Consider the following 22,447-nt stretch of genomic DNA (forward strand, 5'->3'; position numbering starts at 1 on the left):
GATGTCTAAAGTATTAACTGATCTTATTAACAAAGTATATAGCTATAATACTTTATCCATTATAGGACTTGAAAAAAATACTGGTAAAACAACTACTCTAAACTTCCTTATAAGAACTTTAAAAAATATAACCCTTGGCATTACCTCTATAGGCATGGATGGTGAAGATAAGGATACTATATATGGAACTAATAAACCAAAGATATACATTGATAAAGGAACCCTAGTTGCTTCGGCAAAAACTAGCCTACTTCTAAGTGATGTCACTTTTGAAATACTAGAAGTATTAGATATAAATACGCCTCTTGGCTCCATAATAATTGCAAAGAGTGTAAGCCCAGGTTTTGCACAGATATCTGGTGCTTCCACTAAAAATGGAACAAAAAAAGTTATATGTGCCATGGAGAAATATGGTGCTAATTTAAGCCTTGTGGATGGTGCTCTTTCACGAAAAACCTTTGCAGATCCACTTATTACTGATGCCTCAATCTTATGCATTGGAGCTGCATTCTCTGAGAACACTAATACTCTTGTAAACGAAACTTTAAAATTAATATGTTTCTATTCTCTACCAGAAGCTGAGGATAAAACCAAAGAGCTTTATAAAAATAATATGGAGCAAGCCAGGCTCCTCTTTGTATATAAAAATAAAATAATAAAGAGTAAAGCAAAAACCAACCTAGGTTCTTCAAAGGAAATCATATCCAATTTCAGTGATGACTTAAGATATGTTTTTATAAAAGGCGCTATTACAAATTCACTTTTCATAGATATATTAAATTCACAGTTCAATGTGAGTAATGTGATATTTATAATTGAGGATGGTACAAAATTATTTTTAGATATGGGCAGTTATTCTAGATTTCTAGATAAGGGTGGACAATTTCAGTGCTTAAAGAAAATAAATATAATTGGTATAAGCATAAATCCAAAGTCTATCTCTGGATATTCCTTAGACTATAAAGCTATTGAATCTAGATTAAAACGTAGCATAAATATCCCTGTTTTTAATGTTTTAAATCAGCAATAGGATGTGATTTATATGATAGATTTAGATAAAAAAAGTTTAGAAAAGATTGGTTTCTTTAATGTATTGGATAGCATGTGTATTTCTACTGTTTTCGGACATAGCCTAATCTATAACCTAAAACAAATTACAGATATAAATACCCTTAGCACTGAATATGATAACGTAGAAAAATGTATTACAAAGGTTAGAAATGATAAATTTTATAATAATTTCACTGATCTATTGGGGAGATTTAGAGACATTAGAAATACATTTACAAAATGTAGCCTAGGAGAAGTGCTGGATGAGGTTGAACTTTATGAAATCAAAAATTTCACCTTACTATCCATGGAATTAAAACAAATATATGAAAACAGTAACCTTTTACTTACGGGCATTACTTTATTTGATCTTTCAGCTGTTTATAAAAAACTTAATCCTCATAAAAGTGAAACGAACAGTTTTTATATTTATAATGACTATTCTCAGTTTCTCATAAAAGTGCGAATCAAAAAAGCTTCCATAGATAAATTACTTTTTAAAGAAAAGGATTTAAATAAACAAAAGGAACTTTTGAGAGAAAGAGCATCTATGATAAATGAAGAAAAATCAGAAGAATTTAAAATAAGGAAAATGTTATCATCGGAAATTTTAAAATATACAGAGAAATTATTGGATTTCACTTCAAACATAGGAAAACTGGATATTCTATTTTCCAAAGCTAAGCTTGCCATAGACTATGACATGTGCCGCCCAATTGCTAGGAGTAAAAATACAATAAGGATGAAAAATGGAGTTCATCCAATTATAAAAAATGAGGTTACAAAACGTGGCGGGATTTTTTATCCCATCTCCATTGAAGTCTCTCTTGGCAGTTCTGTAATTACTGGTGCAAATATGGGTGGTAAAACTGTAATTCTAAGCGTCATTGCCCTTAATTGCATTCTGGCTAGCCTAGGATTTTTCTCATTTGCTGAAACTTTTGAATTTTTTCCTTTTGACTTTATCTATTTTTTATATGAAGATTCTGTCTCACCTCAAACGGGTCTTAGCAGTTTTGGTAGTGAAATAGTTCAGGTAAAGAAAGCACTTGAAAAGCTTAAATATGAAAATGGAATCTTACTAATTGATGAGTTTGCAAGAGGGACTAATCCAGTGGAAGGCAGTAATTTGACTAAAGCTTTGGTCTCTTACTTAAACAAATTTTCTTCGGTATCCGTGTTAACAACTCACTACGATGGAGTTTGCACCCTTGCAAAAAAACATTATCAAGTAAAAGGGCTTAAAAATATAGATTTTACTGCCCTTAAAATTTCTTATACATCGGATGAAAATTATCTTAAAATTATAAATAACCTTATGGATTACACTTTAGAGAAAATGGATAAAAATGCTGTAGTTCCTAGAGATGCACTTAATATATGTTCACTTATAGGCATTGATAGCGAAATTATAAAAATTGCTGAGAAAATGTATACAGGGAGGCAAAAAAATGAAAAGCAAACTGAATCTTAATTTTGAAATAGCAAATAGGGCAAGAGCTTGTGCTCATAATATATCTTTAGAAGTTCAAAATTTTATAGATAAACATACCACTGTTTCAGTTGAAAGAACCATATGTAGACTATTTGGCATTGATGGAGTAGATAAAAACGGTGTTCCTCTTCCAAACATTGTTGTAGACAATGTTTATAGTAAAAATGCTCTATCAAAAGGTATAGCCTATTATTTAAGTAATGCTATGCTAATTACTGGACTTACCCCAGAAGAAATAGCTAAAGAAGTTTCCATGGGACGCATAGATCTTACTGAGTTTAAATCAATAGATGAGATAGATACAATTCAGAATGCAATAAAAACAGCTGATAATGCAATAAAAATAATAAAGGATAATAAAGAAATTAGGGATAAGACTTTAGAACTTTATGGCGACAAAGAAGGTCCTTATTTATACGTAATTGTAGCAACTGGAAACATATATGAGGATATAACCCAAGCTGTTGCCGCTGCAAAACAAGGTGCAGATATTATCGCCGTAATAAGAACCACAGGACAAAGTCTTCTTGATTATGTTCCCTATGGCGCCACTACTGAAGGCTTTGGTGGAACCTATGCTACCCAAGAGAATTTTAGACTAATGAGAAGCGCACTAGACGACGTAGGTCATAAGCTAAAAAGATATATAAGGCTTTGTAATTATTGCTCCGGTCTATGTATGAGTGAAATCGCAGCTATGGGAGCTTTTGAAAGACTTGATGTAATGCTTAATGATGCCCTATACGGTATACTTTTCAGAGATATAAACATGAAAAGGACCTTAGTTGATCAATATTTTTCAAGAGTTATAAATGGCTATGCAGGAGTGATAATAAACACAGGTGAAGACAATTATCTGACTACTTCTGACGCCTTTGAAGAAGCTCATACTGTACTTGCTTCTCAATTTATAAATGAGCAATTTGCACTTATGGCTGGTCTTAAAGAAGAACAAATGGGTCTTGGTCATGCATTTGAAATGGACCCAGACATGGAAAATGCTTTTGTTTACGAATTATCCCAGGCCCAAATGGCTAGAGAAATCTTTCCTAAGGCTCCTTTAAAATATATGCCTCCAACAAAATACATGACAGGAAATATATTTAAAGGACAGGTCCAAGACACCTTATTTAACATGGTATCAGTTATGACAAACCAAAAGATTCACCTTTTAGGCATGCTTACTGAAGCACTTCATACCCCTTTTATGTCTGACAGGGCACTCTCTATTGAAAATGCTTCTTATGTGTTTAACTCAATGAAAAACCTAGGTGATGAAATAGAGTTTAAAGAGAATGGTTTAATCCAAAAGAGAGCAGATTTTGTACTAAATGAAGCCTATAACCTTTTAATGGATATTGAGAGAGATGGGCTATTTAATACGCTTGAAAAAGGAGCTTTTGGAGGAATTAAAAGATCAAGAGATATGGGTAAAGGTCTTGATGGCGTTATTGTAAAAGATGATGAATATTTTAATCCATTTTTAGAATTAATGAAGGAATCATCTAAGAAATAACAAATAGAAAGGAAGGTTATTATGAGCGGTGGATTATATTCTCTGGAAAAAAAAGAATTTGATAAAACACTCCAATTAAAATCTGTTAAACCTTATGGTGACACTATGAATGATGGCAAAGTGCAAGTTAGTTTTACACTTCCCCTAGAAGATTCTGAGAGATCTACAGAAGCAGCTAGACTTCTAGGGGAAAAAATGGGCCTTACGTCTCCAGATGTAGTTTGCCACAAGAAACTAGATAAAGATTTCACTTTTTATATTGTGTATGGAAGCCTTAATTGCAGCGTAGATTATACTTCTATAAATATCAAGACTCAAGATGCCAGTGCTATGACCATGGCTGAAACAGATGAGTATATTAGAACTAATATAAAACGGAAAGTCATTATAGTTGGTGCAAGCACGGGAACAGATGCCCATACTGTTGGTATAGATGCAATAATGAACATGAAGGGTTATGCTGGTCATTATGGAATTGAACGTTATGCTATGATTGAAGCCTATAATCTTGGAAGCCAAGTTGAAAATGAAGACTTTATAAAAAAAGCTCTTGAATTAAACGCAGATGTACTTTTAGTTTCTCAAACAGTAACTCAAAAAGATGTTCACATTAAAAACCTAACAAATTTAGTTGAGCTTCTTGAAGCTGAAAACCTGAGAGATAAATTTGTCCTTATATGTGGAGGCGCAAGAATAACTCAAAGGCTAGCAAAAGAACTTGGATATGATGCTGGTTTTGGTCCTGGGAAATTTGCAGATGATGTGGCAACTTTTGCAGTTACTGAAATGGTTAATAGACATTTCTAGGGAGCGGTGCCTCCCTTTATTTTTTTGTATAATTAATATATAATATCAGTAATCACTATAGGCATCTTCAAAAAAATAGCTAGTCAGTATGCTAGTCTATTTTCTTTCATATGCCTTAATTAAGGGGGATAATACCTTGGCCTTTCTTGTTCGAAATATTATAGAAAATAACCTTCTTGAAGGTGCAACAATTGTAGCTGGAATAGATGGCAGTGATAATGAGCTGTTGTGGATAAATCTAATGGAAATATTAGACGCTTTAGATTCTCTTCAAAAAGGAGAACTTTTAATCACAACTGGTTATGAAATGGATAATGAAAAACTTTATAAAGATATAATTTTAAGACTTAAAGCCAAGGGCCTTGCTGGACTTGCTATACAAACTGGATACTACATATCTGAAATCCCAAAATATATTATAGATGCTGCAAATAAATATAATTTCCCTGTAATTAATTTGCCACAAACTCTCACTTTTTCATACATAACCCGAACTTTGATTGATAACATAAATCTACAACTTAACCTAAATGGTGATTCGGATTTTGTAAACCTTAAAAACAAACTCGAGGTAATTTTGAAAGATATTTCTAATGGTACAAATAAAATGCTAAATACCGAAACACTTTATCCAATGCACCTTTTTTTACTTACCATTTCCTCTAATGATAAAAATATAGTGACAAATGATATTGTTGTAAAAAGCGTAGATAAAATAAAAGCTTATTTTTCTAGTATAAACTGCACCACAAAAATAGAATTGTCAGGTAAAAAGATATTATATATAGTTTCCTTAAATCATGATTTTTCCCTTAAAAATCTATATTTTGATCTTTCAAAAATACTTACAAACTTATCTAAAGAATTTAATATGACTTTTTTAATCGGTACCAGTGTTTTAATTAGCGTTAATAACTTAATAGTTTCGTTTAATGATGCACTGGCGAGCCAGCAAATATTAATGAAACTTGGTGGCTTGAAGGGCATTTGCTCATTTGAAGATATAGAGTTGTTTAAAATGTTTGAGATATTGCATCACAGTGACCAGGATCTTAAATTTGCCTATGAAACATTAGGTCCTGTTCTGGACTATGATGCTTTACATAAAAGCTCTTACCTTGAAACACTTAATCTCTATTTAATTAATGAATGTAGCACTGCTGAGACTTGTAGCAAATTATTTATACATAGACATACATTAAAAAATAGACTAGACAAAATAAGTGAACTCTGCAATATAAACTTTAAAAGTCATTATTCTAGAATGATTTTTTCAATGGCAATATTTATTTATGAACACTGCACCTAGCCAGTGAAAAGTTAATGACCATCTTCTACCTAAACAGAAAATCCAATAAAAATATGGCTGCAAATAGATTGGTTTACACAAACTAATTGCAGCCATATTTTATATAGAAAATATTTTACATTTCATTATTTGAATGTATTGCTGCTTTCACTTTATCTGCATGGCCCTTGAACAATACAGATATAACTAAAGCTGCTGCTAAAATACACCCTAGAACTGTTAAGTCTTTAGCTAGTAATCCATAATCTACTGATGTTGCTGAGATTACTTCTCTAAGTGCAGATACACAATAGGTAAATGGCATAAATGGATTTAGAACTTTAAATAACTTTGGTACAACCTCTAATGGGAATGTACCTGCACATGCAGTTAATTGAAGAATTAATAGCACTATTGCCAGTGCCCTTCCTACTTGCCCTAGCAAGAATACAAGACATTGAATTATGGCTATAAAAGTAAAGGACATAAATATGTTAAATACATAATATAGCACTATATTAGTAGGATGTAATCCCAAGGTTAAAACTACTGTACTTACAAGTAGTGCTTGTAGTGTACCTATAAAACCATAGGATATATACTTCCCTGCAACTAATGATAATGAGCTTGCACTTATATCATCATCCACTTTATCAGTTATAACAAAGAACATCATAAGAGCTCCTACCCATAATGAAAGTGGTATAAAGTATGGTGCAAAACCTGTACCGTAATTTTTAACTGGATTTACAGGTTGTTCCTTTATACTTAATGGATCTGAAATAAATGCACCCATGGCTTTGCTACTGTTTATAAGATTTTTATTTAATTTTACTGAACCATCGTTTAAGCCAGTATAAAGTGTACCTGAACCATCATACAGCTTGTTCATACCGTCAGACAGTGTACTTGAACCATCATACAATTTATTTGTTCCATCAGCTAACTGAGGTACACTACCGTTCAAAGTACCTAACCCATTCTTTAATTGCACAGTACCATCTGATAAGGTATTTACACCTGAAACTAAACTATTTGACCCACTATAAAGCTTACTTCCACCAGCCTTTAATGCTGTAATTCCTGCTGCTAATCCTTTATTAGGATCTGGATTTGTTATTCCATTATATATGGAAGTTACTCCTGAAACTAAACTTGGCTGTTTAGTTGTTCCTGCATTTACTGATGCATTTAATGTTCCTACACCTACAGCTAAGCCCGTTTTAGAATCTGTTATTCCCTTAAATATTGATGTAACTCCTGAAACTAAACTTGGCTGTTTAGTTGTTCCTGCATTTACTGACGCATTTAATGTTCCTACGCCCACAGCTAAGCCTGTTTTGGAATTTGTTATTCCATTATCTATTGAAGCTATAGCCGTTTTTAAGCTAGGATGAGTAGCATCAGTATTTACGTTTACTGCGTTGTTTAAACCTGTTGTCATTGCATCAACGCTCGGTATTAGTGCCATTATTTGTGTTAAATCATTATTCTTTTGAGTTGCATCCGTAGTACTTACATACTCTTCTTGCAAAGACTTTAATTTATTTGTTAGCGAAGCATCACTTTCTAATGTATTGGAAATATTATTTGTTCCTCCACTTACTGCGGCATCTACTGATGTTATACCTGCAACTAAACTTGGTTGTCCATTAGTTCCCACATTTACCGCTGTGTTTAGTGTAGACACTCCTGGTGCTAATTGTTGTGTTATTCCATTATTTAATAATGTTATCCCAGCAACTAAACTCGCTTGTCCATTAGTGCCCGCATTTACCGCTGTGTTTAGTGTAGACACTCCTGGTGCTAACTGCTTTGTTATTCCATTGTACAAAGAAGTTATTCCACTATTTAAACTTGGTTGTCCATTAGTTCCCACATTTACCGCTGTGTTTAGACCCGCAAGCCCACTATTAATAGTTCCAATACCCGAATTAAGTTGATTAACTCCACTCTTTAATCCTGTAGGACTACCAGTTGAATCAACAGCAGTGGTATCCACCCCATTTTCTAAAGCAACTGATCCATCAGATAATTTTTGAATCCCATTTGCTAAATCTGGAATTTTATTTTTGATTTGACCAATACCATCTTTAAGTTGATCTCCTCCATCTTTAGCAGAACCTAGTCCATCTTTAAGATCACTACTTCCTTTTGCTGCCTTAGTAAATCCATCTTTAACTTCATAAAGACTATCAAATGTTTGAGTTGCATATTCGTTAGTAATAGTTTTTACTATAGTTGCTTTTAATTGTACCTCAACTTTTCCATTAATCTGTGCTGCTAAAAAATTCCTTTTTTCATTAGCAGAAAAGGTAATATTAGCTTGCACTGGTTTCCCATTTTTTGCACTTAGTACTTCATTGGAAAAATTTTCTGGGATGATAAATTCTGCATAATATTTACTTCCCTTAACACCTTTGTCAGCTTCATCCTTAGTTACAAATCTCCAACCTAATTGCTTATCTTCCTTAAGCTTATTAACTAAGTTTTTCCCATAATTCACTGATTCGGCGTCTTTTTCACCGCCTTTATCAAGATTTACTACCGCTACAGGCATATCCTGTAGTCTGCTGTATGGATCCCAAAACGCTGCAAGGTAAAGCAAACTATACAGCAGGGGTATCACAATAATACCTATAACAGATACTCTAACAATTCTGTTAGTTAACATGCTCTTAAAATCTCTCCAAGCTATTCTAAGAAAATTCATAAATCCACCTCTATAATTATTTTTAGTCATACAAAAACAATGAAATTGATATTATAAGAAATATAAACTGACTGGTCAGTTATATTAAAACTCTTTTTTAACTATATGTCAATAGTTTGTATATCATATTTGTAATTTTTGTATTTATATAAAAAAAACATGCACATAATTGATATACACTCACAGAAAAGACCTGTTTGAAATGTATTCTAATTATATATGCATGTTTGCTTTAGGCATCATCAGTTATAACTTTTTATTGTATCTAAATGTTTACATTAAACACTTAAACCATGTAAAATATACGACATTACTTTCTCGATAACTTCATCTACGTCACTGTTCTCACCGTTTATTAACTCAAATACGGCAGCAGAGCACATGGTTCCAAAAAATGTATATGCCATAAAGGAAGTTTCTGCTTCCTTTATATAGCCTACTTTAATAGCCTCTTTAAGATAATTCTCTATATGATTGATATAATCTCTTATAGCCGCTCTAAGCTCTGACTGCCTAAGTTCTTGGCCCCACAGTTGGCTCATTACAACCTTAAAAAAATCTCTATTGTTATATACCATCCCAAGTTGAACTTTGCAGATAGCTCTTAATTTTTCAACAGGACCCTCTTCAACTTTTGTAACTGTATCTATTTGTTCCCTTATAATATTCATTCCTTCTGAAACAATATATTTGAAAATCTCTTCTTTACTTTTAAAATGATAATATAAGGTACCTTTAGCCACACCAGCACTTATGGCAATTTCATCCATGGTAGCACCTGTATAACCCCTATTTGAAAAAATCTTTATTGCAGCTTCAAAAATGGCATTTTTTGTTTTGTTCATAATATCACTCCATATAATTTGAACTGTAGTTCTTAAATTTCATCTATTCTAATAGCAAAACCCATTTGCCTAAAACAATAATGACCAGTCAGTACAATATCGCTTTATAGTCATTATTATACTATTATAATAATATAAAACAATAGTTTTTTAAAGTTATTTTACGCATTTCAAAAAAGACTAGCATAATGCTAGTCTTTTCCTTGGTAAAACTCATATATTAATTAATCTTCCCATCACTAATTCTTATTATTCGTTGTGCATATTTTGCCATTTCTTTATCGTGAGTTATTAGCATCAACGTTTTACCTTGATTATTTAATCTTGTTAAGATATTCATTATCTCTTTTCCAGACTTACTGTCCAGGTTTCCAGTGGGCTCATCTGCAAGTATTATTTCAGGTTCTCCAGCGATTGCTCTTGCAATCGCAGTTCTTTGTTGCTGACCTCCTGACATCTCACTAGGTTTATGTTTCATTCTTTCTATGATACCAACCATCTCAATAGATTTCATAGTTTTTTCGTATCTCTCATTGTTATTTAAACCTCTATACACTAATGGAAGCTCCACATTTTCAAAAGCTGTAAGTCTTGGTAGCAAGTTAAATCGTTGAAATACAAATCCTATTTTACAGTTCCTGATTTCTGCTAATCTACTATCATTTAACTTCGCCACATTTTCATCATCAATGTAATATTCTCCACTATCTGGAGTATCAAGACAACCAATTATATTCATTAAGGTGGTTTTCCCTGAACCTGAAGGACCAATTATGGCTACAAATTCACCTGAATATAACTTTAAGTTTATATCTTTTAATGCATAAAATTTTTCACGTCCTATTGCATAGCTTTTATTTATGTTTTTTAGGGCAATCACAATATCCACTCCTACTCATTTATATGTAAACCATTATAAATAAATGTAGTCAATGCATTATATTAGTACATTATATGTTTTATAAAAATATAAATGCAAGAAAACTAATATTGTCATATACCCTTTAACACCTGCTATTTTTTCAATAACAGTTTTGATTTCTCCACTATATTATCAACTGTAAACCCAAATTTTTCAAACAGAATTTTTCCTGGTGCAGATGCACCAAAATGATCTATACTTATAACTTTACCATCAATTCCAGAGTATTTATGCCATCCAAATGAACTACCCGCTTCAACAGCAATTCTTTTTCTCACGTTGCTAGGCATTACACTTTCTTTATACTCATCACTCTGTGCATCAAATATTTCAAAACATGGAACATTAATAACTCTAGCCTTAATGCCAATTTTATCAAGTTCACTTGCTGCTTTATATATTAATTCAACCTCGGAACCTGATGCCATTAAAAGTAGATCCGGTTCGCTTTTATCTGTGTCTTTTAATATATATGCCCCTTTATTTAATTGATCTCCTGTTTCCTTATATAAAGGTAATGTTTGTCTTGAAAGAATTAATGCTGTGGGTCCATCATCTTTAGCAAGTGCGTACATCCAAGCTTCTGCAGTTTCCTTAGCATCAGCTGGTCTTATAACCATTAAATTGGGGATACTCCTAAGTGAAGCTAACTGTTCAACAGGTTCATGGGTAGGTCCATCTTCTCCAACACCTATACTGTCATGGGTCAAAACATAAATTACCGGTAATCCCATAATAGCTGACATCCTCATTGCACCTTTCATATAATCACTAAAAACAAAGAACGTAGATACAAATATTTTAAGTCCACCGTGAATACTGATTCCATTAGCAATAGCCGCCATAGCATGTTCTCTTACTCCAAAATGAAAGTTTTTCCCACCGTGATTTTCTTTAGAAAAATCTCCTTCTCCCTCCATATATGTTTTATTTGATGGAGATAAATCTGCAGAACCACCTATAATATTGGGTATTAGTTTCGCCAGTTTGTTTATTGTTATATAAGATGCCATTCTTGTGGCTATGGGCTTTTCAAATTCCTTTAATCTTTCAATATTGATTGGCTTTTCTGAGATTTTACCACTCATCCACATATTAAATTCCTTTGAAAGTTCAGGATAATCCATGTCATAAGCCTTTCTCAGCTCATTCCAATTATTTTCTTCTTCTTGTAATCTTACCTGAATAGCATTTATGTGTTCTTTTACTTGTGAAGGAACATAAAACTTTTCTTTGTAATCCCAATCTAAATTCTTTTTTGTGCTTTTTATTCCTTCTTTACCTAAGGGTTCTCCGTGGACTGCTGAAGTTCCAGCCTTTGGTGCCCCATAACCTATAATAGTATTAATTTTTATGAGGCTTGGTTTACTCTTTTCAAGTTTTGCTTTATGAATAGCACTATTAATTTCTTCAATATCATTACCATCTTCAACTTCAATGGTTTGCCATCCATAAGCTTTAAATCTAGCTGTAACATTTTCTCTAAAAGCTATATCTGTACTTCCTTCTATTGATATATTATTTGAATCATAAAGAAGTATAAGTTTTTCGAGTCCTAGTGTCCCAGCTAGAGATGCTGCTTCGCTGGAGATTCCTTCCATCATGCACCCATCCCCTGCTAAAACATAAGTATAATGATCTACTATATTATATTGGGGTCTATTAAATTTTTCTGAAAGATAAGCTTCTGCTATTGCCATTCCAACCCCATTTGCAACACCTTGTCCTAGTGGACCTGTACTTACCTCAACTCCTGTAGTAACTTCGTGCTCAGGATGTCCTGGAGTTTTACTTCCCCACTGTCTATAATTTTTTATATCTTCTATGGATAAGTCATAACCAAAAACATTTAGCAGTGCATATAAAAGCATTGACGCATGACCTGAGGACAAAATGAATCTGTCTCGGTCTATCCAATTAGGGTTTTTTGGATTATGTTTTAGATTATTTGCCCACAATTCAAAAGCAGCAGGAGCTGCTCCCATTGGAGTACCAGGATGTCCAGAGTTTGCTATTTCTACACCTTCTATAGACAGCATTCTAATGGTATTTATCGCTAATTCATCTATATTCATTTTTTAAATCCCACCTAAACCATTTATTTTATAGAATTATTATAATCATCCATGAATTTCTCCATGCCACTATCTGTCAATGGATGTTTAGTCATTTGTATTATTAATTTATACGGTATTGTAGCTATATCTGAACCTACTTTTGCTACCTGTAGTACCTGCATAGGATTTCTTATACTTGCTGCAATTATTTCTGTTTTAATGCCATATATTTTAAATATTTCGGCTATATCAGCTACAACTTCTATTCCACCATTACCTACATCATCCAGTCTTCCTACAAAAGGACTGACATAACTTGCCCCTGCTTTAGCCGCAAGTAGTGCTTGTTGCGCAGAAAAGATTAAAGTTACATTAGTTTTTATACCACTTTTATGAAGTTGTGATACAGCTTTTAATCCCTCTAAGCACATTGGTATTTTAACTATTATATTTTTATTTATTTTTGAAAGCTCTGTTCCCTCTTTAATCATCCCCTGTGAATCAGTGCTTATAACTTCTCCGCTTATTGGTCCGTCCACTATGGCACATATTTCATTTATTACTTCTTTAACGTTTCTTCCCTCTCTAGCTATAAGTGATGGATTGGTAGTAACACCATCGATAACTCCTAGTTCTGCTGCTTTTTTTATTTCCTCTACATTTGCTGTATCAATAAATATTTTCATAACAACCGCTCCTTTGATTATTCTTTTTAAAAATATAAATGACCAAGAAAACTTGGCCATTTATATTTAATTTATGCGTTGGATTCTTTTGAATTTTTACCTTTTGATTTTATAGTGAGCCCAATGAACACTAGTGTTATTACAATTAATAGACCATAAATACCGCCCTTAGAAAATGCTTTTCCAATGTGTCCAACTACTATCCCGTCAAATACAAAATCAGAATCTCCAAATGTTGAATTTGCATATCCTAAACTTCCAAGTAGTGGGAGTAAAAACGCCGGTAAAAGATTTAAAATCGCCCCATTTACAAAACATCCTATTATTGTTCCTCTTAATCCACCCTGGGCATTAGCCAGAACACCTGCTGCCGCTCCAACGAAGAAGGCTGGAATTAATCCGGGAATCATAACTGCAAGTCCAGTAAATGGTAGTATAGCGAACATTGCTATAGCTCCTGCTAATGATGATAAAAAGCCTATTATTACAGCGTTTGGTGCAAATGGGAATATTACAGGACAATCAAGTGCTGGGATTGCATTTGGAACTATATGCTCCGAAATTCCCTTAAATGCTGGAACTATTTCAGCAAGCATCATTCTAACACCTTGCAACACAATTACAAATCCTGCGGTGAATTTTAATGCTTCCATAATTGAAAATACTATAAGATTTTCTCCTGCAGCTAGCTTTATTACAACTTTAGGTTCAGCAAGTTGTAATGTCACAATAAATAATATCAACATAACTATAGCTGTAGATATTACATTGTCTTTAAAAAAGCTTAAACCTTCTGGAACATTTATATCTTCAGTTGAGTGTTTCTTGTTACCTGTTCGTTTGGATACTTCAGCTGCTATAACATAAGTTAGGGCATTAAAATGACCCATTGCAACAGAATCACTTCCTGTTACCTTTCTGTAATAAGGCTGAACAAGTGCCGGTGTTATAACCATAGTGGCTCCTAAAAGTAAAGCTCCTACTACTATAAGCTCAGGACCGCTAAAACCTATCACTGTTAATATAGCTGCTAATAATCCTGCCATAAATAACATATGATGTCCTGTCAAAAATACATACTTTAACGATGTGAATCTAGCTATTACAAGGTTAACAACAAATCCCAATGCCATGATTAAAGCCATTTGCATTCCAAAATTTTTCTGGACTAATGCAATAACCGCCTCATTAGTTGGGACAACTCCTTGCATATGAAATGCGCTTTCAAACGCTGGTCCTAATATTCCAAGAGCATCTGCAATTGCACTTGACCCAATTTGGAATATTATAAAACCAATAATAGTTTTAAATGTTCCAGTAACTATCTTAGATACTGGCTTTTTTAGTGCAATTAGACCTATTAGTGCCATAATCCCTACAATAATTGCAGGTTCATTGAAAAAACTAATAATAAAATTCATCTTTTTTCCCCCTCGTTTTTTGTTAAATGTATACTTTAAATTTGATAAACCCTGTTATTTATTTAAATTATTAATTGCTTCCATAACTTTTTCCTCTATGGCCTTTTTGTCAATAACATTTTTGACATAAACAGTATTGTATCCTTTATCTTCAATTTGAGATTTTAGTTCATAAGTTGTTACAACTAAATCTGCAACTTTTCCAACCAAAGATCCTAAATCACATGCTTCAACCTCGCCCTTTATTCCATTTTTCTTCAATATATCATCCATATTCATTTTAAGTATTAAGCTTGTTCCCATTCCCATCCCACAAACCGTTACAATATTCATTTTTACATATCCCCTTTGTTTTTAATATAATTTATTATTTCACTAGAATCCTTTGCATTTGAAACAATAGTTATAAACTTTTCATCTCCCAAAAATGTAACTAACTCAGATAATGCCTTCAAATGACTTGAATGATCTACTGCACATAAACATACTACTATAGTAACTGGATCATTATCTTTGTTACCAAAGTTAATTGGTTTATTCAAAGTTATAAGACTCATACCTATTTTTTTAACGCTTTCATCTGGTCTTGCATGAGGCATTGCGATTCCCGGAGCAATTACAATATATGGCCCTAAAGTTTTAACGCTATTAATCATCCCTTCAATATACTTTTGTTCTATTACATCATTATTTTTTAAAATCTCTCCTCCAACTCTTACTGCTTGTTCCCAATTTTCTGCATCTACATTTAATCTTATAAACTTATTTGTCAATAAATCATCTAGCATTGGTTCAAACACTCCCTTCTTAATGTCATTAGCTATTGAAAGATAGCTTGCTAATTCCTGTGATAATGTTTCACTATTTAAAATTGTGCAACTATGACCTATTATTTGAATTATTTTTTCTAATGAAACATTACGTTTACTTGCATATCCCCCATTGTATTTTCTTAAGGCTGTACTAATATCATTTATATTTTTTTCTGTTAAAAAAGGATTTACCTCAATACACGGAATATTGTTAGTATCTGATTTAATTGGTACCGTTGTAATGATTAAATCAACATTCCCATTTTTAAGCACATCATCTACGTGGTGGTATGCTATAGTATCAATTATATTTATATTAAAAAGGGATTGTATTTTTGATGATACAAGTTTTGATGTTCCTATTCCTGTAGCACATACTACTATAACGTTTACAATTTTCTTATTAGTACCCTTCTTTCTCTCTATTGCTGCGGCAAAATGTAAAGTTAGATATCCTATTTCCTCATCACTTAATTTATTGCCAGCATATTCTTCTATGCCAAAATTTGATCCTTTAATGGCACAAAATACTTTTTCATATGATTCTTTTATTTCCCTTAACAAAGGATTTTTTAATGTAAGATCATGTTTTAGCCTATATATTGTAGGCCTTATGTGCTGGATTAAACCATCAAATAATTGCTTATCATCAAATAAATCAACGCCAAGAATTGAACCAACATTATTGATAAAATTATTAGTAATAAATTCAATACTCCCCCAATCCACGTCATTATTATTTGATATTGAAACATTACTTCCTAATAAATGAATTGCCATATATCCTATTTCATCAATTGGTATAACAACTTGGAACCTATTTTCAAGTATTTTTGCGATACTTGATGCAACAACAAACTCATTTGTGATTTCAAGAGCTTTCAGTTCATTTTCTTCCATTACAATATCTTTATTTTCTTTTATCCTTTTTATAGCAATAGCTATGTGTATAACTAATCCTGAATACGCCTCATCTGTGAATTTTGTTTCCAATTGTTTTTCTGCAATATGCAAACAATTTTCAATATAAGAAAGATCAATATCTTTAAAAAACTGTTTTTTATACTTATCTAGCCCATATTCTGATTTTGAAATTTTAGAAGCCTTAATCAGACTAAGTGCCTTATAAACGTCTACATTGTCTGTAAGTAAAACAAGTGCTGCTTTCCTTAGATATTTTTCTTCTCCAATAATTCTTACTCCATGATTTTTACATGCTTTAAGTTCCAAATTTCTATTTATAAGCCATTGCTTTACCTTTTCCATATCTTTTATAATTGTACTTCTGCTTACAAGTATGATTTCTGCGAGCCTTTCCATTGTTATATAATTTCTACTTTCCAGTAATTCAGTAAGAATCATAGTGATTCTTTCATCCTGTGATAATACATATTGATTTAAATCGATTTCACCAAGCAAATCTAAAACTTTGCTTTTTTCTACTTCACTACATTCATAAGCTATTCCTTCATTTGGTTTTCTTATTAATTGTGGCAAATTACTACTTTCTAAGAAATCATCTATCCTATCAAGGTCGTACCTAATGGTTCTATTACTCACCCCAAAGACTTTGGATAACTGTAAAATACTTATATACCCGTCGGCATTCATAATTTCATATAATAACTTTGAACAACGTTTATTCAGCATAGTTGTACCATCATTCTCCCTTTAATATTAATATATTTCTTTTGGTTACAATCTCATTATAATATATTCATGAGTTTACACAAGATTATAATCTTTCATTGTAATGTGGCAATAAAAAAGCGTTTCTCTACATTTATAATAATATATAGATATAAATTTGTTATTGCTAAGGATTACATTATTTCACTTATTATTTTTAGCAATATTAAATATAATTATTTTTAAAAATAATTACATTATTTGGTTGACTTAAACTATAGTTAATGGGACAATGAACCATGAATAAAATTAAAATTATGAGGTGTAATTGTAATGGCTTTATCTTGTAAAGAACTTCTTAAAAATTATAGGGAAAATAATTATGAAAAAATCCCTAAAAAACTTGCATTCAAAGGCGTATCCATTAAAGATATATATAATATAACTGCTCCATTTTTTGATAATGATATTGAAACTCTAGCAGGTAGAGTTGAAGACAGAAACAGCGAACTTTCTAAGGTAATGTTTTTTCAAAGACATGATAATAATTGGTGCCATGTAGTAAATTCTCCTGTTTTTAATCTCCAAGACCCTTTCTTTACAAAAATTAAAGGTGACCTTATTATTGGCGGTGTGCAGATTTTCCCAAATAATATCAATGGTAAAATAGAATCTTGGAGAACCGTTATGTATAAAGGTAAAGATATCTTTAATCTAAAATTGTTTTTTATAGGACCTGATGACATGAAAGATTTAAGGATAGTAGAGCTAAACAGTGGTGAAATTGGTATTTTTTCAAGACCTCAAGGTATTAAAGGTGGAAAAGGTAAAATTGGTTTTACAAAGGTTGATACCATTGATCATTTAAGTATTGGAATCATAAATAATGCATCTCTTCTTAACGACTTATTTGAAGACTCTGAGTGGGGAGGCGCTAATGCAATATATCCTCTATTTGATAATTATGTTGGTGTTCTCGGTCACATAGCCTGCTCAGATGAAAATAACAACCGTCACTATTATTCCATGTCATTTATTTTTGACACTGAAACGTCTAAATATTCAGATGTTAAAATATTGGCAGAAAGGAGTGACTTCTTACCAGGAGAAAGCAAAAGACCTGACCTTAATGACGTTATATTTAGTGGTGGTATGATACTTAATGACGAAAAAGCTTTTCTTTATACGGGTGTAAGTGATGCAGAATCACAAATTATTGAAATAAACAATCCATTTATTGATTTTACTAAAAATTGTATGAAAGGAAGTTTATAATGAATATTAACAGATATTGTGATAACCCAATAATAACTCCTGGAACTGTCCTAGCCTCAAGAAAAGATTTTCAGGTTATAGGTGCCTTTAATGCAGGCGTAACTGTATTCAATGGTGAAACCATTCTGATTCTTAGAGTAGCTGAACGTCCTATTAACAGCGATGATAAAAGTATCAAGGTTCCATTTTTAGATGATAACCTTAATTTAAAGGTAAAAACTTTTAATAAAAATGACGAAAATTATGATTTTGGTGATTCAAGAGCTATACATAAAAAAGGAAATGTTGCCGCTTTTGAATATTTGACTTCTATATCTCATTTCAGACTTGCAAGAAGTACGGACGGGGAGCACTTTAAAGTTGATGAAAAACCATTTATATTTCCAGCTAACAAGTATGAATCCTTTGGAATTGAGGATCCAAGAGTTACGAAGATAGATGATTCTTACTATATTACTTACAGTGCTGTTTCAAAATTTGGAATTGTTGTTATGCTTTCCAGCACTGATGATTTTAAAACATTCAATAATTTAGGTGCGATATTTGCAACGGAAAATAAAGATGTTGCCCTTTTTCCAGAAAAAATAAACGAGAATTATTATGCATTAAACAGACCAATTTCCCCAAGTATAGGCAATGCTGTGATATGGATTTCTGAGTCTACAAATCTTCTGCATTGGGGCAATCATAAGGTCCTTATTGAAACAAGAGATGGAAAATGGGATTGTAAAAAAATAGGTGCAGGTTCGCCTCCTTTAAAAACTGATTTAGGATGGCTTGAATTTTACCATGGTGTGGATGACAATGATAGATATTGCATGGGTGCCTTACTTTTGGATATAAACGATCCGTCTAAAATCCTCGCAAGAAGCAGTGAACCTATTTTGGAACCTATTATGGAATATGAAACAAAAGGATTTTTTGGTAACGTTGTTTTTTCTTGTGGTACAATTGTTAACCATGGTGTTATTCACATGTATTATGGAGTATCTGATGATTCCATGGCATATGCACAATTTAAACTTAAAGACGTTTTAGATTCAATGGAATATTTAAAACCTAAGAAGTGATATCTTCTTAGGTTTTATCTCTATTGAGCTTTTAAATCATATAATTCAGTAGAATTTTCCCCACCTGAAAATGCTTTATTTGAACTCTTTTTATTTGAACTATGTTTTTGGGGAGCTTTAGAAGCATTCCATTTACTATATGGGACTAACTTACCATTTGCTTTAATCCAGTTCATAATAGCACTGTTTGCATTACCTCCTACCCTTGCTCCAGAACCCATCATTCCCTTACTATTACTTACGCTTGCCATGGCGTATCTTATTTCACCCTTGTTAACTAACTGCTTGAACTGATCTAATGTAAGGATTGGATCTGATCCGCTAAACCCTCCAAGTGTCAATACAGGTTCACCAGTTTTAAGTATTAAATCGGAGCCATAAGTGGTGGCTGAAGGAACTTCAACAAGATATTTTTCATCTTTCCTGTTAGCTTTTAAAAATTTTATAAGTTTCGAACTATTAGTTACAGTTGTAGCTCCTGACACTTGCTGTTTTTTTGAGAAAAGTTCTAATCCAGCAGAAGGACTACCTCCATTCATTTTGTGGAAAATAGGTGTAAATGACCAAACCGTTGGAGCTACTAAAAGCCCTACCGCTACAATACTAATTAATATTTTATTTAATTTTGTATCCCCATGATTTTCTACACTTCTATTAATATTAGCTATACCTAATATTATTGAAAACAAAATGACTAGAATTCCTATTATTAAAATTAGAATCTTATATCCATTTGAGGCGCTATAGTTATAGGATAAAATAAGGATCTGAGCCATCCCATTTACAATAAATGCAGCTATTAGAATCCATTTTTTCCACCCATTTTCTTTAAAGACCTTCCACATAGCCGTTAATCCTATTCCAACCAAAGCTGCAATAGATGGTGCCATTGTAGTTAAATAGTATGTATGAGTTATACTTTTGGAAAAACTAAAATATATAAATTCAGGTAATAGCCACATGAACCATAGTAATAAAGATACTTTTCTTTTATTATCAAAGGGTAATCTGAATTTTTCCTCCATTGCTGCTACAATGAATCCTATTAGAGCAAGTGGAAGAAGCCAAGATATTTGATCTGACATATTATTTTTAGAGAATAATCTCAGTATACTAGCATTTGAACTCTGACCTGCAGTGCCATATTGCACTAGCTTTCCGTTAGTAACTCCCTTATTGACTGTACCCATCTGTGGTTTTTGGGAATTAGTTCTATTCCCTGAGTTTTTAAGTTTTCCTTGCTTGCCTTGATCTCTACCATTATTTTTTGAACCTAGGCCAATTCTATCCAGTCCATTGTGACCTATTATGAGTTCTATCACTGTATTGTTCGTACTACTTCCTATAAACGGTCTATCTTCTGATGGTACAGCATCAGCAATTAAAGCCCAGGATAGTGATACAACGAGAAGAACAATTGTTCCTAAAATAAGATGTTTTATCCTTTTTTTCAAAGGCAGAGCTGATGACATGAGGTATGTAATATATATAGCAGGTGCTACCATATATGCTTCTACCATTTTAATATTAAACCCTATACCTACAATTACGAGGCTTAATACCAGGTATTTGAATTTCCCTTTTTCTGCTGCAATAAAAAGTGACCAACAAGCGAGTAATAAGGATAACACCAGTAAATTATCAATTGTATTATTTCTGCTTGCTGCTACAAATATAGGTGTTACCGCAAGACATAGTGCCGCAATTAGTCCTGCATAACCCCCAAAAGACCTTTTCACAAGATAATATAGTATCCAAACCGATAATACTCCTGCCAGAGCCTGTGGAAGTATTAGGCTCCATCCATTAAATCCAAATATTTTTGCAAATATAGTTTGTATCCAAAAACCCAACGGTGGTTTATCAATAGTTACAAATCCCGTTGGGTCAAATGATGCAAAAAAGAAATTTTTAAAGTTCATCATCATGCTTTTTACACCAGCAGCATAAAAGGTATTTGCATAGCCTTCTATACCTATATTAGCAAAATTTAATATGGCAGATAAAATTAAAATTAGTGTTAGTAAAAGTTTCTCTCTTGTAAACCTTATTTTTTCTTTCAATTTACAACCTCCATGGTAACTATCCATGATTTTCATGGAATAAACTTGGATATATAACTATAATATAAAAACACCTAGGTGTTTGAATTTTTCGCTAAACAAATCATTTATTAAGTTTACCTATCATTTTGTCTTATTCTTGTATTTTTTATACATTTTGTCATGTTTTGTGAGTTTCAAGCTATGTTTTTCTTACCCTCTACTGATTTTACAACTCCACCAAAGACCCAAAATCTGTATCCTACAAAATTAACTACTTGGGCTAATACCATTGAGATAATTTTCGCAAAAAAAGCATTCATAGCATTATCTTTCATGAATATTCGTAAACCTATTAAACTGACTCCAAGTGACAATGAATTCACAACAATAAATTGAACCATTTCCATTGTTGTTTTTTTACCAGTTTTCGCATCATCAAAAGTCCAAAATTTATTAAAAAGGAAACTATTTAAAGTACCGCTGGAATAGGATACTATCTGACTTATAATATAATTAATTCCGAGTAAACTATTTAGCAAAGAGAATATTCCAAAGTCAAACATAGTATTTAAGCATCCAACACATCCAAACCTTATAATACGTTTATGTTTTGGATTATTTAAAAATGTATTATACACATTCTTAATCATAGTCATATATTTCATCCCTTTCCTTCTAAATTGCTATATTTATATAATATCAAACAAATGTTAAATAGTTATGAAATAATTATGTTATTATTATGTTATTTATACTGAAAGTTACAGTACTTTATATTGCATAAATAAAATAAGCAATCTATTCTTATATTTTTAA

General features: G+C 32.2%; 17 protein-coding genes. 7 read left to right on the top strand and 10 right to left on the bottom strand.

Features of this window, described 5'->3' with window-relative positions:
• The first annotated feature begins 1 nt into the window (after position 1).
• The 5 genes from kamB (at position 2) to BR66_RS0111575 (ending at position 6,177) form a co-directional block, all read left to right on the top strand.
• Positions 2–1,030, top strand: coding sequence for a lysine 5,6-aminomutase reactivase subunit KamB (gene kamB, locus BR66_RS0111555; RefSeq protein WP_035796097.1), 1,029 nt, complete (start codon positions 2–4; stop codon positions 1,028–1,030).
• 12 nt (positions 1,031–1,042) lie between these two features.
• Positions 1,043–2,524 (top strand): lysine 5,6-aminomutase reactivase ATPase KamC, encoded by a 1,482-nt coding sequence (kamC, locus tag BR66_RS0111560; RefSeq protein WP_026883081.1) that lies wholly within the window; start codon positions 1,043–1,045, stop codon positions 2,522–2,524.
• Positions 2,502–4,061 (top strand): lysine 5,6-aminomutase subunit alpha, encoded by a 1,560-nt coding sequence (kamD, locus tag BR66_RS0111565; RefSeq protein WP_026883082.1) that lies wholly within the window; start codon positions 2,502–2,504, stop codon positions 4,059–4,061. Before kamC ends, kamD begins: the two co-directional genes overlap by 23 nt.
• 21 nt (positions 4,062–4,082) lie before the next feature.
• Entirely contained in the window at positions 4,083–4,868 is a 786-nt protein-coding gene (gene kamE / locus BR66_RS0111570; RefSeq protein ID WP_026883083.1) for a lysine 5,6-aminomutase subunit beta, read from the top strand.
• Positions 4,869–5,004: 136 nt separating this feature from the next.
• The gene (locus BR66_RS0111575) at positions 5,005–6,177 is read left to right on the top strand and encodes a PucR family transcriptional regulator (protein WP_026883084.1); all 1,173 of its coding nucleotides are present in this window, start codon (positions 5,005–5,007) and stop codon (positions 6,175–6,177) included.
• Between the two features lie 115 nt (positions 6,178–6,292).
• Here BR66_RS0111575 and BR66_RS23705 read toward each other — a convergent pair whose 3' ends face one another.
• The 8 genes from BR66_RS23705 to BR66_RS0111615 form a co-directional block, all read right to left on the bottom strand.
• A complete protein-coding gene (locus tag BR66_RS23705; protein WP_051624208.1) occupies positions 6,293–8,869 on the bottom strand; it encodes a YhgE/Pip domain-containing protein in 2,577 nt (858 codons plus the stop codon).
• 278 nt (positions 8,870–9,147) lie between these two features.
• Positions 9,148–9,714: a TetR/AcrR family transcriptional regulator gene (locus BR66_RS0111585; protein ID WP_026883085.1), complete on the bottom strand. Its 567-nt coding sequence runs from the start codon at positions 9,712–9,714 to the stop codon at positions 9,148–9,150.
• 220 nt (positions 9,715–9,934) lie between these two features.
• The gene (locus tag BR66_RS0111590; RefSeq protein WP_026883086.1) at positions 9,935–10,594 is read right to left on the bottom strand and encodes an ABC transporter ATP-binding protein; all 660 of its coding nucleotides are present in this window, start codon (positions 10,592–10,594) and stop codon (positions 9,935–9,937) included.
• A gap of 134 nt (positions 10,595–10,728) precedes the next feature.
• A complete protein-coding gene (gene tkt, locus BR66_RS0111595; RefSeq protein WP_026883087.1) occupies positions 10,729–12,711 on the bottom strand; it encodes a transketolase in 1,983 nt (660 codons plus the stop codon).
• 23 nt (positions 12,712–12,734) lie between these two features.
• On the bottom strand, positions 12,735–13,379 hold the full coding sequence (fsa, locus tag BR66_RS0111600) for a fructose-6-phosphate aldolase (RefSeq protein ID WP_026883088.1): 645 nt from the start codon (positions 13,377–13,379) through the stop codon (positions 12,735–12,737).
• A gap of 71 nt (positions 13,380–13,450) precedes the next feature.
• On the bottom strand, positions 13,451–14,800 hold the full coding sequence (locus BR66_RS0111605; RefSeq protein WP_026883089.1) for a PTS ascorbate transporter subunit IIC: 1,350 nt from the start codon (positions 14,798–14,800) through the stop codon (positions 13,451–13,453).
• Positions 14,801–14,854: 54 nt separating this feature from the next.
• Positions 14,855–15,133 carry a PTS sugar transporter subunit IIB gene (locus tag BR66_RS0111610; RefSeq protein ID WP_026883090.1) on the bottom strand — a complete coding sequence of 93 codons (279 nt, stop codon included), beginning with the start codon at positions 15,131–15,133 and terminating at the stop codon, positions 14,855–14,857.
• A gap of 2 nt (positions 15,134–15,135) precedes the next feature.
• Positions 15,136–17,262, bottom strand: coding sequence for a BglG family transcription antiterminator (locus BR66_RS0111615; protein ID WP_026883091.1), 2,127 nt, complete (start codon positions 17,260–17,262; stop codon positions 15,136–15,138).
• A 312-nt stretch (positions 17,263–17,574) separates the two neighbouring features.
• Between BR66_RS0111615 and BR66_RS23710 the strand changes: the two genes are divergently transcribed.
• Both BR66_RS23710 and BR66_RS0111625 read left to right on the top strand, forming a co-directional pair.
• Positions 17,575–18,516 (top strand): DUF1861 family protein, encoded by a 942-nt coding sequence (locus BR66_RS23710; RefSeq protein ID WP_035796102.1) that lies wholly within the window; start codon positions 17,575–17,577, stop codon positions 18,514–18,516.
• Entirely contained in the window at positions 18,516–19,586 is a 1,071-nt protein-coding gene (locus BR66_RS0111625; RefSeq protein WP_026883092.1) for a glycoside hydrolase family 130 protein, read from the top strand. The genes BR66_RS23710 and BR66_RS0111625 overlap by 1 nt, the downstream gene beginning before the upstream one ends.
• A gap of 20 nt (positions 19,587–19,606) precedes the next feature.
• Here the strand turns inward: BR66_RS0111625 and BR66_RS0111630 are convergent, their stop codons facing one another.
• Complete coding sequence (locus BR66_RS0111630) at positions 19,607–21,649, bottom strand: ArnT family glycosyltransferase (protein WP_026883093.1); 2,043 nt, start codon at positions 21,647–21,649, stop codon at positions 19,607–19,609.
• Positions 21,650–21,825: 176 nt separating this feature from the next.
• The gene (locus BR66_RS0111635; protein WP_026883094.1) at positions 21,826–22,287 is read right to left on the bottom strand and encodes a GtrA family protein; all 462 of its coding nucleotides are present in this window, start codon (positions 22,285–22,287) and stop codon (positions 21,826–21,828) included.
• Between the last annotated feature and the right edge of the window lie 160 nt (positions 22,288–22,447).

The sequence above is a fragment of the Clostridium akagii DSM 12554 genome (assembly GCF_000686725.1).
Classification (GTDB): Bacteria; Bacillota; Clostridia; order Clostridiales; family Clostridiaceae; genus Clostridium_I; species Clostridium_I akagii.